This is a genomic window from Streptomyces sp. NPDC053079, assembly GCF_044546695.1.
Classification (GTDB): Bacteria; Actinomycetota; Actinomycetes; order Streptomycetales; family Streptomycetaceae; genus Streptomyces.
On sequence record NZ_JBITZJ010000006.1, the window covers coordinates 511453 to 529473 of the forward strand.

Annotated in this window: 5 protein-coding genes; all 5 read left to right on the top strand. The window is 73.6% G+C overall.

Annotation, left to right across the window (positions count from 1 at the left end; translation table 11 throughout):
* Positions 1-35: 35 nt before the first annotated feature.
* The gene (locus ACIGXW_RS24525; protein ID WP_399575018.1) at positions 36-986 is read left to right on the top strand and encodes a TauD/TfdA family dioxygenase; all 951 of its coding nucleotides are present in this window, start codon (positions 36-38) and stop codon (positions 984-986) included.
* A 54-nt stretch (positions 987-1040) separates the two neighbouring features.
* Positions 1041-1256 carry an MbtH family protein gene (locus ACIGXW_RS24530; RefSeq protein WP_399575019.1) on the top strand — a complete coding sequence of 72 codons (216 nt, stop codon included), beginning with the start codon at positions 1041-1043 and terminating at the stop codon, positions 1254-1256.
* Between the two features lie 57 nt (positions 1257-1313).
* The gene (locus ACIGXW_RS24535) at positions 1314-6341 is read left to right on the top strand and encodes an amino acid adenylation domain-containing protein (protein WP_399575020.1); all 5028 of its coding nucleotides are present in this window, start codon (positions 1314-1316) and stop codon (positions 6339-6341) included.
* On the top strand, positions 6338-17038 hold the full coding sequence (locus ACIGXW_RS24540) for an amino acid adenylation domain-containing protein (protein ID WP_399575021.1): 10701 nt from the start codon (positions 6338-6340) through the stop codon (positions 17036-17038). The genes ACIGXW_RS24535 and ACIGXW_RS24540 overlap by 4 nt, the downstream gene beginning before the upstream one ends.
* 213 nt (positions 17039-17251) lie before the next feature.
* On the top strand, positions 17252-18016 hold the full coding sequence (locus ACIGXW_RS24545; RefSeq protein WP_399575022.1) for a thioesterase II family protein: 765 nt from the start codon (positions 17252-17254) through the stop codon (positions 18014-18016).
* Positions 18017-18021: the final 5 nt, after the last annotated feature.

Below are 18021 nucleotides of genomic sequence, written 5' to 3' on the forward strand. Positions count from 1 at the left end.
GGGTCAACGGGCCTGTGCGGAAGGAGAGATCACTCATGGATACAGACGTCGACGGTGCCCTGTGGGCCCCCGCCGAGATCACCCCGGCGGCCGTCGGCGCCGAGGCGAGCCCCCGCGGGCTGGTGGAGTACCTCGGTTCGCTGCCGGACCTCGCTGCCCTGCTGACCCGCGAGAAGGCCCTGGTCTTCCGCGGCTTCGGGGTCGAGGCGGCCGGGCTGGACGAGGTGATGGACCTGTTGTTGCCCCACCGGCTGGCCTACGTGCACGGCAACTCCCCGCGCACCAAGGTGGGCGCCAACGTCTACACCTCGACCGAGTACCCGGCCGAGTACGCCATCTCCATGCACAACGAGATGAGCTACGCCCACCAGTGGCCGGCCCGGCTGCTGTTCTTCTGCGAGACCGCGCCACAGACCGGCGGCGCCACCCCTGTCATCGACGGCACGCGCTGGCTGGCCTGCCTCGACGCCGAGGTGCGCGAGGCGTTCCGCGACGGTGTGCGGTACACGCAGAACCTGCACGGCGGCCTGGGCCTCGGCAAGAGCTGGCAGGCGACCTTCGAGACCGAGGACCGGGGACGCGTCGAGACGTTCCTGAGCGAGTCGGGCGCCGCCTGGCAGTGGCTGGCGGACGGCGGGCTGCGCATCTCCCAGGTGCGGCCCGCCGTGGTCCGGCACCCGGTCACCGGCGACGAGGTCTGGTTCAACCAGGCCGACCAGTGGCACCCCGCGGCCCTCGGCGACGACACCGCCGCGGCGCTCGCCGCGATCATGCCCGCCGAGGAGCTGCCGCAGTCCGTGGCCTTCGCCGACGGTTCGCCCATCCCGGACGCGTACGCCGTCCAGGTGCGCGACCGGGGCCTGGCCAACGCCGTGGACGTCGACTGGCACGCCGGCGACCTGCTGCTGATCGACAACGTGCTGGTCGGACACGGCCGGCGGCCCTTCACCGGTCCGCGGCGTGTCCTCGTGGCGATGTCGGACTGAGCCGTCCCGCCACCCGCTCCACATCACACCCTTCACCCACGTCAGGAGAGCTTCATGTCCGCTGTCGCGAACGCCGCGCCCACCCACCGTGTCGTGCTCAACCACGAGGAGCAGTACTCGATCTGGTGGACCGACCGTGACCTGCCCGCCGGCTGGCGCGCCGAGGGCACCGAGGGCACCCGCGAGGAGTGCCTGGCCCACATCGGAGAGGTCTGGACGGACATGCGTCCGCTGAGCCTGCGCCGCCGCATGGACCCCGTCGCGGACTGATCCCGCAGCCGCGCACGCAACGATCGCCGCCGACCGTCAACGAGGAGCACCAGCCACATGAGTCCCGAGTCGCGAAAGGGCGCCTCCACCCACGAGCCCCACCTGGCCCACGAACTCGTCGCGCGCCGCGCGGCGACGACTCCGGGGGCTGTCGCCGTCGTCGAAGGCCGGCACGAGATCACCTACGCCGAGCTCGACCGCCGGGCCAACCGCCTCGCCCACCACCTCCGGGACCTGGGCGCCGGGCCGGGTTCGGTGGTCGGCGTCTGCCTGCCCCGCACTGCCGAGCTGGTCACCACGCTGCTCGCGGTCTGGCGGGCCGGGGCCGGCTATCTGCCGCTCGACCCCGCACAGCCCCGGCAGCGCTCGGCGTGGATGCTGGGCGCGGCGGGCGCCGGCATCGTCGTCACGGACGCCGGTTCGGCCGCCGTGGCCGACGGCTCCGGCGCCCGGGCGCTCGTACTGTCCGCCCTGGCGGACGAGTCGGCCGCCTACCCCGCGCACGCGCCCCGCGGCGGCCCCGGTCCGCAGGACACCGCGTACGTCATCTTCACCTCGGGCTCCACCGGCACCCCCAAGGGCGTGGTGATCAGCCACGAGGGCATCGCCAACCGCATCGCCTGGGCCACCGGCACCCACCACCTCGGCGCCGGCGACCGCGTCCTGCACAAGACCGCGGTCACCTTCGACGCCCACGTCTGGGAGGTCTTCGCCCCACTCGTCTGCGGCGCGTCCGTCGTCCTCGCCCCGGCGGGTGCCGAGCGCGATGCCGCGCTCATGCTGCGCACGGTCGCCGAGCAGCAGGTCACCGTCCTGCAGGTGGTGCCGTCCGTGCTGCGGGTGCTGGCCGAGGAGGAGGGCTGGCGCCACTGCGACCGGCTGCGGCTGGTGTTCTCCGCCGGTGAGCCGCTCCAGGCGGAACTGGCCCAGCGCGTGCTGCGCCGGCTCTCCGAGGGCGCCGCCCCCGGCCGCCCCGAGCCGGAGATCTGGAACACCTACGGTCCCACCGAGTGCTCCATCGACGTCACCGCCCACCGCTTCGACCCCGCGCAGACCTCCGGGCCGGTGCCGATCGGCCGGCCGATCCCGGGCATGCGCGCGCTGGTCGCCGACGCCTTCGGCAAGCCGGTCGCCGTCGGCACGCCCGGCGAGCTGTACGCGGGCGGCGTGGGCGTGGCCCGCGGCTACCTCGGCAGCCCGGAGCTGACCGCGGAGCGGTTCGTGCCCGACCCGTTCGCCAAGGACGGCTCCCGGCTCTACCGCACCGGGGACAAGGTGCGCTGGCGCCGCGACGGCGTCCTGGAGTACCTGGGCCGCATCGACCACCAGGTGAAGATCAACGGTGTCCGCATCGAACCGGGCGAGGTGGAGAGCGCCCTGTCCGCGCACCCGCGCGTCAGCGGCGCCGTCGTCACCGCCTTCACCGGACCGGACGGCGGGAAGCGGCTGGCGGGCTACGTCATCGCGGACTCCGACGAGATCCTCGCAGGGCTGCGTGCCTTCCTGCTGGAGCGGCTGCCCGACACCCACGTTCCCGCGGTCTTCCTGCGCCTGGACGCCTTCCCGCTGACCGTCAACGGCAAGGTCGACCGTGCCGCGCTGCCGTCGCCCGAGGCCGGCGGCTCCGGCCGCCCCGCCCACCGCGCGCCGCGCACCGACGCCGAGAAGCTGGTCGCCAAGGCATGGCAGGACCTGCTGGACGTCGAGGACGCCGGCCTGGACGACGACTTCTTCCAGCTCGGCGGTACTTCCCTGCAGCTGACGCGGCTGGCTCACCAGCTGCAGAGCGCCTCCGGGCGACAGGTCGGGCTGCGCGGCCTCTTCACCGCGTCCACGGTTCAGGCCCAGGCCCGGCTGCTCGCCCCCGAGGAGGCGGCCGGGGGCGTGGCCGAGGCCCCCGTGGTCCGCGTGCCGCGCGACGGCAGGCCCCTGCCGCTGTCCTTCGGCCAGCGCCGGCTGTGGTTCCTGGACCGGATGAACCCGCAGAGCGCCGAGTGGGTGGCGGGCATGTTCCTCAAGGTGCCGGACGGCACGCGGACCAACCACGTCCAGCGTGCCCTCGACACCCTCGTCGCACGGCACGAGGCGCTGCGCACCCGCTACGCCGTCGTGGACGGCGAGTCCGTGCAGTTCGTGGCCGAGCCCCACCGCGTGGAGCTGCGGCATCTGCACGCTGATCGCGAGGAGTTCACGGCCCTGCTCAAGGAGGAGTTCGAGCGCGGCTTCGACCTGGAGAACGGGCCGCTGCTGCGCGCCCTGTTCGTCCGCCTCCACGGCGGCGACCAGATCGTCACCGTCGCCCTGCACCACATCGCCACCGACGGCTGGTCCTCGACCATCCTCGAGCGTGAGTTCTACGCGCTGCTCGACGCCTACCGGGCCGGCCTGCCGGGTGACGTCCTGCCCGAGGTGAAGCTGGACTACGCCGACTACGCGGCCTGGCAGCGCGAGCAGCTGACCGAGGAAGTGATGGCTGCCGAACTCGACCACTGGCGCGGCGTCCTGGCCGGCAGCGAGCCCCTGGAGTTGCCCACGGACCGGCCGCGTGCGGCCGTGCGCGACGGACGCGGCTCTGTGGTCCACTTCTCCGTGCCCGAGCCGGTCGTGAGCGCCCTCACCGACCTCGGCAGGAGGCACGGGGCCACCCCCTTCGTCACCCTGCTGACGGCCTTCGCGACGCTGCTCGCCGCGCACGGCGGCCGGTGGGACGTGCCGGTGGGCACTCCGGTGGCCGGGCGGGACCGCGCCGAGACCAAGGACATCGTCGGATTCTTCCTCAACAGCCTGGTCATGCGCTGCGAGCTGGCGGGCGGGCTGTCCTTCGAGCAGGCGCTGGAGCGGGTGAAGGAGACCACCCGCCAGGCGTTCGCACACCAGGCGCTGCCCTTCGAGCGGCTGGTGGAGGACCTGGCCCCCGAACGCGATCTGTCGCGCACACCGCTGTACCAGGTGGCGTTCGACCTGCACGACGAGTCGTTCAACGGCGCGGTCGAGCAGCCGGAGGACGTCAGGACGCTCCAGGAGATGTGGGGGCTGGCCCACAACGACCTGACGCTCTACATGCGCCGCCACGACGACGGCACGATGTTCGGCAGCTTCGAGTACGCGACCGCGCTGTTCGACGCCGCCACCGTCGAGGGGCTCACCGATCGCTTCCAGCGTCTGCTGGCGGCCGTCGCCGCCGAGCCGCGGACCCGGCTGGAGGAAGTGGAGCTGCTCTCCGCGCACGAGCTGCGGCTGGTGCTGGACGAGGCGACCGCCCCGGCCGAGCCGGTCACGGCCGCGGTGCACGAGGTGTTCGCACGCCAGGCGCGGGCCACTCCCGACGCCGTGGCCGTCGCCGAGGACGCCGGCCGGACGACCTACGCCGAGCTGGAGGAGCGCTCCAACCGGCTGGCACACCACCTGCGGTCGCTGGGCGTGGGCCCCGAGACCCGGGTCGGGGTGCTGCTGGACCGCGGCGCCGAGCTGATCGCCGTACTGCTCGCGGTCTGGAAGGCGGGCGGCGCCTACATCCCGATGGACCCGGCCTGGCCCGCCGAGCGGGTGGCCGGCATGGCCGCCGATGCCTCGGCTCCCGTCGTGGTGACGTCGTCGGCGTACGCCGGCCGGTTCGCGGCGGGCTACGACGGCACGCTCGTCGTGACCGACACCGTCGACGCCGCGGCGATCGCCGGCCGCCCCGCCGGTGCGCCAGGAGTCCCCGCCGACCTGGACCGGCTCGCGTACGTCATCTACACCTCGGGTTCCACCGGCCGCCCCAAGGGCGTCGCCGTGCCGCACCGGGGCCTGAAGAACCACCTCCGGTGGGCCGTCTCCGAGCTGGTCTCCCGTGGCGGCGGGGGCAGCGCCGTCTTCTCCTCCGTCGCCTTCGACCTGGCGGTGCCCAACGTGTGGGCGCCGCTGCTGGCCGGGCAGCGGGTGGTGGTCCTGCCGCAGGAGACGGACCTGTCCGAGCTGGGGGCGCGGCTGACCGCGGCCGGCCCGTACAGCTTCCTCAAGCTCACCCCCGGCCACCTCGACATCCTCACCCAGCAGGTCACGCCCGAGCGGGCGGCGGCCCTCGCCGGAGTGATCGTGGTGGCGGGCGAGGCGCTGCCCGGCCCGCTCGCCCGGCAGTGGGCGGCCTGGCTGGGCGACGGCAGGCTCGTCAACGAGTACGGCCCCACCGAGGCGTCCGTCGGCACCTGCACCTACCCGGTGACGGCCGACGGGACCGCCGCGGTGGTGCCCATCGGGCGCCCGCTGCCCGGCATGGCGATGTACGTGCTCGACGAGGGCCTGCGACCGGTGCCGCCAGGTGCCGTCGGCGAGCTGTACGTCGGCGGGACCGGGGTGGCCCGCGGCTACGCGGACCGTCCGGACCTCACCGCGGAGCGCTTCGTGCCCGACCCGTTCGCCGTGGTGCCGGGTGCCCGCCTCTACCGTTCCGGCGACCTGGTGCGCCGGGCCGCCGGAGGGGACGTGGAGTTCCTGGGCCGCACGGACCATCAGGTGAAGATCCGGGGCTACCGGGTCGAGCCCGGCGAGGCCCAGGCCGCGCTCCTGGCGCACCCCGGCGTCCGGGAGGCCGTGGTCGTCGCCCGCACGGAGGGCTCCGGCGCCGTGCGTCTGGCCGCCTATGTGGTGCCCGCCGGTGCCGCGGTCCCCGCGTCCGGCCTGGCCGCCCACTGCGCGGAGCGGCTGCCCGACTACCTCGTCCCCGCCACGTTCACGACCCTGGACGCCATCCCGCTCAACGCGAACGGCAAGGTCGACCGGGCCGCGCTGCCGGCGCCGCAGGCCGCCGCGGACGAGGGCGGCGAGCCCGAGGGCGCGCTGCAGGAGAGCATCGCCGCTCTCTGGGCCGAGCTGCTCGGCACCCGGGTCGGCGCCCACGACAACTTCTTCGACACCGGCGGCAACTCGATCCTCGCGATCCGTCTGATCGCGGCGATCCAGGCGGAGTACGCGATCGCCCTACCGGTCCGCGAGGTCTTCGCCCACCCGACCGTCGCGGGTCTCGCCGACGCCGTCGAATCCCGAATCCGAGCCGAGATCGAGCAGATGTCGGAATCCGAACTGCTGGAGGAGCAGAGCGCATGAGCATCCAGGAGACCACCCCGGCCGCACGGTCCGGAGCGCCGAGCGCCGACGCGCTCCGCGCCGAGCTCCTGCGCCGCCGCCTCGCGGGCCGCCGCGGCCCGCGGCAGGACGCCCGCCCCGACGGCATCCCGCTCGTCGACCGGACCGCGCCCCTGCCCCTGTCCGCCGGCCAGCAGCAGATGTGGTTCCTCAACCGTCTGGAGCCCGACAGCTGCGAATACCTGGTCCCGATGGTGCTGCGGCTACGCGGCGACCTCGACGCCGCCGCCCTGGAGTCGGCCTGGCGCCGGGTGCTCGACCGGCACGAGATACTGCGCACCCGGTACGCGCTGAACGGCCATGAGCCCGTTCAGATCGTGGACCCGGCCGGTGAGGGCGAACTGCCCATCGCCCTGGACGACCTGATCGGTGACCCCCGGCCCGACCGGGAGCGGCTGGCCGCCGAGCTGGTCGAGCGGGAGGCCACCACCCCCTTCGACCTGGCCGTCCAATGGCCGGTCCGGGCCCGGCTGATCAGGCTGGCGGCCGACGACCACGTGCTGTCCGTGGTCTTCCACCACATCGCCTGCGACGCGTGGTCCACCCGGATCTTCGCCACCGAGCTCAGCCAGGTCTACACCGCCTTCGTCCAGGGTGCCCCCGACGGTCTGGCCCCGCTGCCGGTCCAGTACGCCGACTTCGCCGCCTGGCAGCGGCAGCGGCTGACCGGACCCGCCCTGGAGGGCCATCTGGCGCATTGGCGCGAGGCGCTGGCCGGTGCCCTGCCCACCGAGCTGCCCACCGACCGGCCCCGGCCCGCCACCCGCGACGTCACCGGCTCCGACGTGCCCTTCCAGTTCCCCGAGGAGCTCTCGGGCCGGGTCCGCGAGCTGGCCACCGCGCACGGCACCACCCCCTTCGCCGTTCTGCTGACCGCCTTCCAGGTGCTGATCTCCCGCTACACGGGCCAGCCCGACGTCTCGGTCGGCACGGTCGTCTCCGGCCGCATCCGCCCCGAGCTCCAGCAGCTCGTCGGCTACGGCATCAACACGCTCGTGCTGCGCGGCGCATGGGACGGCGACCCGGGCTTCGCCGGGCTGCTGGAGCGCACGAAGGACACCGTGCTCGACTCCTTCGACCACCAGGAGGTGCCCTTCGCCCGCCTGGTGGACGAGCTGCAGCCCGAGCGGGACATGTCCCGGACACCGCTGCACCAGGTCGCCTTCACCATGCACGAGCAGCGCCTGGACGCCTTCGCCCTGCCGGGCCTGATCGTGGAGCAGTACCCGCGCAAGGACGCCATCGCCAAGTACGACCTCACCCTCCAGATCGAGGAGGGCGCCGACGGCTCCTTCGGCGGCGCCCTCAACTACGCCACCGCCCTCTTCGACCACGACACCGTCCGCCGCATGGTGGGCCATCTGCTGCGGCTCCTCGACGGCGCCACGGCCACGCCCGACATGCCGGTCTCCCGGCTGCCGCTGATGGACGACGCCGAGTACGCGGTCGTCACCGGCGCCCTGGACGGCCACCGGCCGGGCGACCCCGTGGACCGCTGCGTCCACCAGGTGTTCGAGGAGCGGGCCGCCGCCACCCCCGACGCCGTCGCCGTGACGGCGGGCGGCTCCTCCCTCACCTACCGGGAGGTCAACGAGCGCGCCAACCGGCTCGCGCACCACCTGCGCGACCTGGGCGCCGGGCCGGAGACCCTCGTCGGCCTCTGCCTCGAACGCGGCATCGAGCTGCTGCCCGCACTGCTCGGCATCCTCAAGTCCGGCGCCGGCTACCTCCCGCTGGACCCGGCCAACCCCGTCGACCGGCTCGGGTACGTCATCGCCGACGCCGGGGCCCGCATCGTCGTGGCCTCCCGCGCCACCGCCCCCGCGCTGGACGGCGCCCACGCCGGCGAAGTCGTCCTCCTCGACGACGAGGCGGACGCCGCCCTGATCGCCGCACGACCGGCCGCCGACCCGACCCCGCTCGCCGGGCCCGACGCCACCGTCTACGTCATCTACACCTCGGGCTCGACCGGCCGCCCCAAGGGCGTCGTCCTCTCGCACGCCAACGTGCTGCGCCTGATGACGACCGCCCACGAGCACTACGGCTTCGGCCCGGGCGACGTGTGGACGATGTTCCACTCCTACGCCTTCGACGTCTCCGTCTTCGAGATGTGGGGCGCCCTGCTGCACGGCGGCCGGCTCGTGGTCGTCGGGCAGGACGTCACCCGCTCCCCGTCCGACTTCCTCGACCTGCTCGTCGAGGAGCGCGTGACCGTCCTCTCCCAGACGCCCACCGCCTTCCGCTCCCTGGTGGTGGCGGCGGGCTCCGGCGACCCCCGGATCGACCGGCTCGCACTGCGCGCCGTGGTCTTCGCGGGCGAGAAGCTGGAGGTTCCCGAGCTGCGCCCCTGGCTGGAGCGGGTCGGGCAGGCCGGCCCGGACCTGGTCAACATGTACGGGATCACCGAGACCACCGTGCACACCACCTACCACCGCATCGAGGCGGAGGACTTCGCCCCGCTCTCGGGCAACCGGGTGGGCCGTCCGCTCGGCGACCTCTCGGTGTACCTCCTGGACGAGGCGGGCAACCCCGTTCCCGTCGGAGTGCCCGGCGAGATCCACGTGGGCGGCCCGGGAGTCGCCCGCGGCTATCTGAACCGCCCCGCCCTGACCGCCGAGCGGTTCGTGCCGAACCCCTTCGCCCAGGACGGTTCCCGCCTCTACCGCAGCGGCGACGCCGCCCGGCGCCGGCCCGACGGCAGCCTGGAGTTCATCGGGCGCATCGACAACCAGGTCAAGATCCGCGGCTACCGCATCGAACTCGGCGAGATCGCGGGCGCCCTGCTCCGGCACCCCGCCGTCGCCGAGGCTGTCGTCCGGGTGCGCGAGGACGGCCCTGGCGACAAGCAGCTCGTCGGCTATCTCGTCGCCGCCCCCGGCCACCCGGCGCCGCAGGCGGGCGAGTTGCGCGCGATGCTGCGCCTGACCCTGCCGGAGTACATGCTGCCGGCCGCCTTCGTCGCCCTCGACCGCATCCCGCTGACCGTCAACGGCAAGCTCGACCACCGGGCCCTGCCCGCCCCCGACCTGACGGCGCTGCGCGGCGACGGTGCGTACACCGCCCCCCGCACTCCCGAGGAGGAGCGGATCGCGGCCGTGTGGAGCGAAGTGCTCGGCGTCGACCGGGTCGGTGTCGAGGACTCCTTCTTCGACCTCGGCGGCGACTCCATCCGCGCCATCGCCCTGGTGGGCGAGATGCGTGCCGCGGGTTACGACGTGGCGGTCCGCGACGTCTTCGACTTCCGTACGGTCGCCCAGCTCACCGAGTCGGTCACCGGTCGCCCGGCGCTCGCCGCCGACCGGGGCACGGTCGAACCCTTCGCCCTGATCGGCGAGGAGGACCGGGCCGCCCTGCCCACCGGGGTCGTCGACGCGTACCCGCTGTCCCAGATGCAGCTGGGCATGGTCGTCGAGATGCTCTCCGACACCAGCCGTAACCTCTACCACAACGTCTCCACCTTCCGGATCCGCGACGACAAGCCCTTCGACACAGAGGCGTTCCTCGCGGCCGGCCGGCTCGTCACGGCCCGCCACGAAATCCTGCGAACCTCACTGCGGCTGACCGGCCACTCCCGTCCCCTGCAGCTGGTGCACGACACCGCTCACCTGCCGCTGGGCACGCAGGACCTGAGCGGTCTCGACGCGACGGCCGTGCACGCTGCGCTGCGCGAGTACACCGCCCGCGAGCGCGCGAACGTCTTCGACCTGTCCGTCCCCGGTCTGATGCGATTCTTCGCGCACCTGACGGACGACACCGACGGCTGGTGGATCTCGGTCACCGAATGTCACCCCATCCTGGAAGGCTGGGGCCACCACTCACTGCTTATGGAGCTGGTGGAGTGCTACCGGGCGCTGCGCGACGGCCGCGAGCCCGAGCCCTTCGACGCCCCCGACGTGCGCTTCGCCGACTTCATCGCCGGTGAGCTTCAGGCCTTGGACTCGGCCGAGGACCGCGCCTATTGGCAGGGCGTCGTCGAGGAACACGCCCCGCTGCGGCTGCCGGACGGCTGGGGCGACGACCCCGGGGTGCCCCGGGAGACCGTCCAGGCGGCCGTCGCCTGGACCGACCTGGAGGACGGGCTGCGGTCGCTGGCCACCCGGACGAAGACCTCGCTGAAGAGCGTCATGGTCGCCGCCCACCTGACCGTCATGGGCCGGATCACCGGCGAACGGGCCTTCCACACCGGCCTGGTGTGCGACGCCCGCCCCGAGATGCTGGGCGCCGACCGGGTGCTGGGCATGTACCTCAACACGCTGCCCTTCGCGCACGACCGCTCCGCCCGCACCTGGCGTGAGCTGGTGCAGCAGGTCTTCACCCGCGAGGTGGGCCTGTGGCCGCACCGCCGGTACCCGATGGCCGCGATCCAGCGCGAGTGGGGCGGCTCGCGACGGCTGCTCGACGTCTACTTCAACTATCAGGACTTCCGGCAGGTCGACACCGACCTCGTGGACCACGAGGGAGGCATCGACGACAGCCCGTCGGAGTTCCCCCTCACCGTCTCCTCCCGCGTCGGCCACATCATCGTGACCGCCGACTCCCACCACGTGAACCGGGCCAACGCCGAGCGTCTCGTGGCGATGTACCGCGCGGTCCTGGAGTCGATGGCCGCCGACCCCGACGGCGACGCCACGGCGGACCTGCTGGCCGACGGCGAACGCGCCCTGCTGCTCCGCACGTGGAACGACACGGCCGTGGAGCGCGGCCCCGCCACCGCCCACGAGCTGTTCGAGGCGCGCGCCGCGGCCACCCCGCACGCCACCGCCCTCGTCCACGGCGGGAGAACGCTGAGTTACACATGGCTGAAGGAGCGTTCCGACGCCTACGCGGCACAGCTGCACGCCATGGGCGCGGGCGGCGAGTCGGCGGTCGGCCTGTTGCTGGACCGTACGCCGGAGCTGGTCGCGGCGATGCTCGGAGTGTGGAAGGCGGGTGGCTCGTACGTCCCGCTGGACCCGGCCGTTCCGGCCGAGCGCCTTGGTCACATGCTCTCGGACGCCCAGGCGTCCCTGGTCGTCACCGATTCCCCGCACGCCGCCGCCCTGGACGGCGTGTACGACGGACAGCGGCTCGTGGTGGACCTGCCCTGGCCGCGGAACGCGGCCGCCCACCCGGTCGCGGCCGGCGCCGGCGACCTGGCCTACACCCTCTACACCTCCGGCTCCACCGGCCGCCCGAAGGGCGTCGGCGTGGAGCACCGGGCTCTGGCCAACCTGCTGCTGTCGATGAGCGAGGAGCTCGGCTCCGCCGAGACCGACGCCTGGCTCTCCCTGACGTCGGTCTCCTTCGACATCTCCGGCCTGGAGCTGTTCCTGCCGCTGGTCACCGGCGGCCGGCTGGTGCTGGCGGACGGCCTGGAGACCAAGGACGGCGCGGTGCTGGCCGGGGTCGTCGCCGAGCACGGCGTCACCCACGTCCAGGCCACGCCCTCCGGCTGGAACCTGCTGCTGCGCTCGGGCTTCGGCGAGGCGGTCCCCCACCTGACCGCCCTGACCGGCGGCGAGGCGCTGCCCGCCGAGCTGGCCCACCGCCTGAGGTCGGCCGTCGGACGGCTGGTCAACGTCTACGGGCCGACCGAGACCACGATCTGGTCGATGCTGTGGGAGGTGCCGGGGGACGTCGCGGCCGTCTCCATCGGCTGGCCGATCGCGAACACGGCCACCTATGTGCTGGACGAGCGGATGCGCCCGGTGCCCCTGGGCGTCCCCGGCGAGCTCTACATCGGCGGTGCGGGCCTGGCCCGGGGCTACCGCGGCATGCCGGAGCGGACCGCCGCACACTTCGTACCCGACCCCTTCGGCACCGCCCCGGGCGCCCGCCTCTACCGGACCGGCGACATCGTCTCCGTCCGCCCCGACGGCAGCCATCTCTACACCGGCCGCGCCGACGACCAGGTCAAGATCCGCGGGGTCAGGATCGAGCCCGGCGAGATCGAGGCCGCCCTGACCGGACTGGAGCAGGTCGCCCAGGGCGCCGTGACCGTCCGCGAGGACGTCCCCGGCGACAAGCGGCTCGTGGCGTACGTCGTGCCGGCCGGGGGCAGCGCCCTCGAACCCCGGACGCTGCGCACCGCGCTGGCCGGGATCCTGCCCGACGTCATGCTGCCGTCCGCGTTCGTCGTCCTCGACGCACTGCCGCTGAACACCGCGGGCAAGGTCGACCGCCGGGCCCTGCCCGCCCCCGCCCAGGACGCGCTGGCCACGACGGGCTACCTCGCCCCCCGCACCCCGGCGGAGGAGCGTGTGGCCGCGATCTGGGCCGAGGTGCTCGGCGTGGACCGCGTCGGGATCGAGGACTCCTTCTTCGACCTCGCCGGGGACTCGCTGCGGGCCATCAACCTGGTCGGCACGCTGCGTGCGGCCGGGTACGACGTCGCGGTCCGCGACGTCTTCGAACAGCGCACCGTGGCCGGGCTTACCGAGGTGGCCACCGCGCGCCCCGCGCTGAGCGGCAGCGTGCCGGCCGTCGAGCCCTTCGCCCTCCTGCCGGCGGAGGACCGGGCCGCGCTGCCCGCCGGTCTGGCCGACGCCTACCCCGCCTCGCAGCTGCAGCTCGGAATGCTGGTCGAGATGCTCGCCGACGCCGGCGGCGGCAATTACCACCAGGCCGTCGCCATCCGGGTCCGGGACGACGGCCCGTTCTCCGAGGCGGCGTTGCGCGCGGCCGTCGGTGTGGTCACCGCCCGCCACGACGTGTTGCGGACCTCCTTCGACCTGACCGGATGTTCGGTGCCGATGCAGCTGGTGCACCGGAGCGTCGACGTGCCGGTGCGGGTCACCGACCTGCGCGGCCTCGGCGAGGCGGAGCAGGCCGCAGCGCTGGACGCGCACCTGGCCGCCGAGCGTGCGGACCGCTTCGACCCCGCCGCGGCCCCGCTGCTGAGAGTGTCGGCACACCTGGAGAGCGACACGGCCTGGCGGGTCACCTTCAGCCAGCCGCACGCGATCACGCAGGGCTGGGGGCAGTTCGCGCTGGTGACCGAGCTGGTCGACTGCTACCGACGGCTGCGCGAGGGCCTGGAGCCGGAGCCGTACCAGGCGCCGCCGGTGCGCTACGCCGACTTCGTGGCCGGGGAGCTGCGGTCGCTCGAGGCGGGCGAGGACCGCGCCTACTGGCGGTCCGTCACCCAGCGGTACGCGCCGCTGTCGCTCCCCGCGGGCTGGGGGGAGGAGGACGGGCCGGGCGCCCACGTGGTGACGGTCCGGCTCACCGACCTGGAGGAGCCGCTGCGCGCCTTCGCCTCCCGCAACCGGGTCTCGCTGAAGAGCGTGCTGCTGGCCGCCCACCTGAAGGTGATGAGCCAGATCACCGAGGAGGAGACCTTCCACACCGGACTGGTCTGCGACGCCCGCCCCGAAGTGCTGGGCGCCGACCGGGTGCTGGGCATGTACCTCAACACCGTGCCCTTCCCGCACGACCGTACCGCCCGTACCTGGGACGGGCTGGTGCAGCAGGTCTTCGCCCGGGAGACCGGGCTGTGGCCGCACCGCCGCTATCCGATGGCGGCCATCCAGCGCGACTCCGGCAGCGCCCGCCGCCAGATCGACGTGCTGTTCAACTACCACGACCTGCGGGTCTTCGACAGCGAGCACATCGATGTGGCATCGAGCATCGGCCGGGCCACCACGGAGTTCGCGCTGAGCGTCGCCACCGGCGGCGAGGGGCTCAACCTCACCGCGGACTCCCGGGTGCTCAGCCGTGAGCACACCGAGCGGCTGGCCGGCATGTACCGGCAGGTGCTCGTCGCGATGGTCCGCGACCACCGGGGCGACCCGAGGCCGGCCTGCCTGCCGGAGCGCGACCGGGAGCTCATGCGGGGCTGGACCCGGACCCAGCGGCAACCGGAGACCATATCCGTCGAGACGGTGTTCGAGCGGTACGCCGCGCAGTACCCCGACCGCTCGGCGATCACCGACGACGTCGTGGACCTGAGCTACGCGCGGGTCAACGAGGACGTCAACCGGCTCGCGCACCACTTGCGGGCGCTGGGCGTGGGCCCCGACACGGTGGTCGGCATCTGTGCCGAGCGCTCGCAGGCCACCGTCACGGCCGTGCTGGCCGTCCTCAAGGCGGGCGGCGCCTACCTGCCGCTCGACCCGGGGTACCCGGCCGACCGCCTCGCCTACATGATCCAGGACGCCGGTGCCGCGGTGCTGCTGACCGAACAGCAGCTGTGGGAACCGTTGCTGGACGCAGCACCGGGCCTGCGCGCGGAGACCGTGCTGCTCGACTGGCCCGAGGTGTGGGCCGACCGGCCGGCCACCGACCCGGAGCCGGTCGCGGCGCCGGAGAACCTCGCCTACGTCATCTACACCTCGGGTTCCACCGGCCGTCCCAAGGGCGTGTTGGTCGACCGGCGGGGCATGGGCAACCACCTGCTGGCCAAGATCGAGGACCTGGGGATCACCGAGGCCGACTCGGTGGTGCAGAACGCCTCCCTGTCCTTCGACATCTCCGTGTGGCAGATGCTCTCCGCCCTGGCCGTCGCCGGCCGGGTCCGGGTGGTCTCCGCCGAGGCGGCGGTCGATCCGGCGGAGCTCTTCGGCCGGGTCTCCCGGGAGCGGCTGACCGTCCTGGAGGTCGTCCCCTCGCTGCTCCGGGCGGCCCTGGACGCCTGGGACGCGGGAACCCTGACCTGCGAACTTCCCGCCCTGCGTTGGATGGTGGTGACCGGCGAGGCGCTGCCGCCGGACCTGTGCCGCCGCTGGTTCGCCCGCTTCCCGCACATCCCGATGGTCAACGCCTACGGGCCCACCGAGTGCTCCGACGACGTCACGCACGCCGTGATCCGGGACGGCGACCCGGTCGGCGGGACGCGGGTGACCATCGGGCGCACGGTCCGCAACACCCGTCTGTACATCCTCGACGAGAACATGGAACCCGTCCCGGTCGGCGTCCCGGGCGAGCTGTACGTGGGCGGCTCCGGCGTCTCGCGCGGTTACGGCGGGCGGCCGGCGCTGACCGCCGAGCGGTTCCTGCCCGACCCCTTCGGCCCGGCCGGCTCCCGGCTCTACCGCACCGGCGACGTCACCGCGTGGAACGAGGACGGCAGCGTCGAATTCCTCGGCCGCGTGGATCACCAGGTCAAGGTGCGCGGCGTCCGCATCGAGCTGGGCGAGATCGAGGCGGCCCTGACCGGGCTGGAGCAGATCGCGGACGCGGCCGTGGCCGTCAGGAGCGGACCGCAGGGCCGGGAAAGCCTGATCGGGTACGTCGTCCCGGCCGACGGCCGGGAGCCCGACGCGGCCGCGCTGCGCGCCCTGCTGGCCCGCTCGCTGCCCGAGACGATGATCCCGGCCGTGTACGTACCGCTGGAGGCCCTGCCGCTGACCGCCAACGGCAAGGTCGACCGGAAGGCACTGCCCGACCCTGGCAGCCGGTACGCCGAGGACCGTCCGTACACCGCCCCCGCCACGCCCACCGAGGAGGCCGTCGCCGGCCTCTGGGCCCAGGTGCTGGGGGTCGGCCGGATCGGCCGCGAGGACGGCTTCTTCCGGCTCGGAGGCGACTCGATCCTGGTGATCCAGGTGATCGCGGCCGCCCGGCGCGCCCGTCTGCCGCTGTCGCTCTTCCTGATCTACCAGCACGAGACGCTCGCCGAGGTGGCGGCCGCCGTCGACGCGGAGCTCGCCGCGACGGCGCGCCCCGCACCGGGCGGTGCGGCAAAGGCCGTGGCCGAGGGCGCGGTGGACGTGCGCGCGGTCCTCGACGCCCTGGCCGGGTGCGGTGTACCCGGCGCGAGCCTCGCGGTGATCGAGGGCGGCGAGCTGGTCGCCCTGGAGGGCATCGGAACGCTGCGTGCAGACTCCACGGAGAAGGTCACCGAGCGGACCGTCTTCCAGGCCGGTTCCTGGGGCAAGCACGTCACGGCCGTCGCGGTGCTGCGGCTGGTGGACGAGGGCCTGATCGACCTGGACGCGGACGCCAACACGTATCTGCGCTCCTGGCGGGTTCCGGAGGCCGCGGCCGGTCCGGTGACGGTGCGTCAACTGCTGAGTCATCTGGCCGGGTTCGCGGAGACGCCGCGCCGGGGCGTACGGCGGGGCGCGCCCGTACCGCGCCTGGTGGACCTGCTGCGGGAGAGCGCGGTACGCGAGAGCGCGCCCGGCGCGCGGTTCCACAAGTCCAACGCGCACTACTCGGTACTGGAGCAGCTCCTGACCGACCTGACCGGCGAGTCCTTCGAGGCCCTGACGCGGCGCCTGGTGTTCGGCCCGCTGGGCATGGACGGCAGCAGCTTCGACCAGTCGTTCCCGCAGACCTGCGGCCGCCCGGTCGCCCTGGGCCACGACGAGGACGGCGGCACGCTCGAAGGGGGCTGGCTGATCCACCCCGAGCAGGCCGCCGCGGGGCTGTGGAGCACGGCCGCCGACATGGCCCGGCTGGAGCTGGAGATCCGCCGCAGCGCCCTGGGCCGCCCGCTGGCACTGCTGTCCAAGGAGAGCGCCGGGCAGCTGCTGACGCCGCACAGCGACAGCTTCTACGGCCTGGGCACGATCGTGGACGACGGCGGGCAGGACGTCGAGTACGGGCACGGCGGCTCGCCGGGCGGCTATCAGGCGGTGTCCATGTCGTCCCTGCACCGCGGCAGCGGCCTGGTCGTGCTCACCAACGGGGAGTTCAGCGCCCAGGTGCTGAAGGCGGTCGGTATCGACCGCTGAGCCCCTGCCGCACCGTATGGAGACGAAATATAGCCCCCGGCCGGAGAGTGATCCGGCCGGGGGTTTTCCCTTTCCGCCGCGCGGCTCAGCCGCGCGGGCCCCGGCGCATTCCCATGACGTCCGCCCGAGGAAGGCAGATCCGATGGCCGCACAGAACCCGGAGTCCGAGTGGCGCGAGGGCGGCGACCCGCGCCCCCGCGGTGCGTGGGCCGCATGAGCACCGCTGCTCCCACCCGTTCCGCCTGGTTCCGGACCTTCACCCCGCGCCCCGCGGCCAGGATCCGCCTGATCTGCTTCCCGCACGCCGGCGGCGCGGCCAGCGCCTTCCGGGGGTGGGCGGCCGGGCTGCCCGCCTCCGTGGAGGTCACCGCCGTCCAGTTCCCCGGGCGGCAGGACCGCTACGACGAGACCCCGCCCTCCGACATGGCCGCCCTCGTGGCCGCGATCACCGAGGAGATCGGCCCGCTCCTCGACCGTCCCGTGGCCTTCTTCGGCCACAGCATGGGCGCCACGGTCGCCTACGAGGTCGCCCGCGCCCTGCCCCGCGAACTGCGCCCGGCCCTTGTCCACCTGTTCGCCTCGGCGCGCAGGGCGCCCGCCGAATGCCGGCCGCTCGCCCCCGAGTTCCAGGGCGACGAGGGCGTACTCCGCTACGTCCGCGGACTCGGTGGCACCGGGGCCGCGCTGCTCGCCGACCCCGCGCTGCTGGACGTCGCCCTGCCCGTCCTGCGCACCGACTTCGGCCTGATCGACACCTACCGGCACCAACCCGGCGCCCCGCTGATGTGCCCCGTCACCGCGATCGTCGGTTCGGACGACACGTACAACACCCCCGCCGAGGCCCAGGCGTGGTCGCACTACACCACCGCCGCCTTCGGCCTGCACGTTCTGCCCGGCGGTCACTTCTACACCGAGACCGCGACCGAGGAGTTGCTCGAGGTCGTGACCGAACGGCTCGCCCCCGCCGTCCGACCGTAAGTCCT

Excerpts from the sequence above, each read along its gene's own strand:
- ACIGXW_RS24525 (WP_399575018.1), top strand. The coding sequence starts at position 36 with ATGGATACAGACGTCGACGGTGCCCTGTGGGCCCCCGCCGAGATCACC.
- ACIGXW_RS24530 (WP_399575019.1), top strand. The coding sequence starts at position 1,041 with ATGTCCGCTGTCGCGAACGCCGCGCCCACCCACCGTGTCGTGCTCAAC.
- ACIGXW_RS24535 (WP_399575020.1), top strand. The coding sequence starts at position 1,314 with ATGAGTCCCGAGTCGCGAAAGGGCGCCTCCACCCACGAGCCCCACCTG.
- ACIGXW_RS24540 (WP_399575021.1), top strand. The coding sequence starts at position 6,338 with ATGAGCATCCAGGAGACCACCCCGGCCGCACGGTCCGGAGCGCCGAGC.
- ACIGXW_RS24545 (WP_399575022.1), top strand. The coding sequence starts at position 17,252 with ATGAGCACCGCTGCTCCCACCCGTTCCGCCTGGTTCCGGACCTTCACC.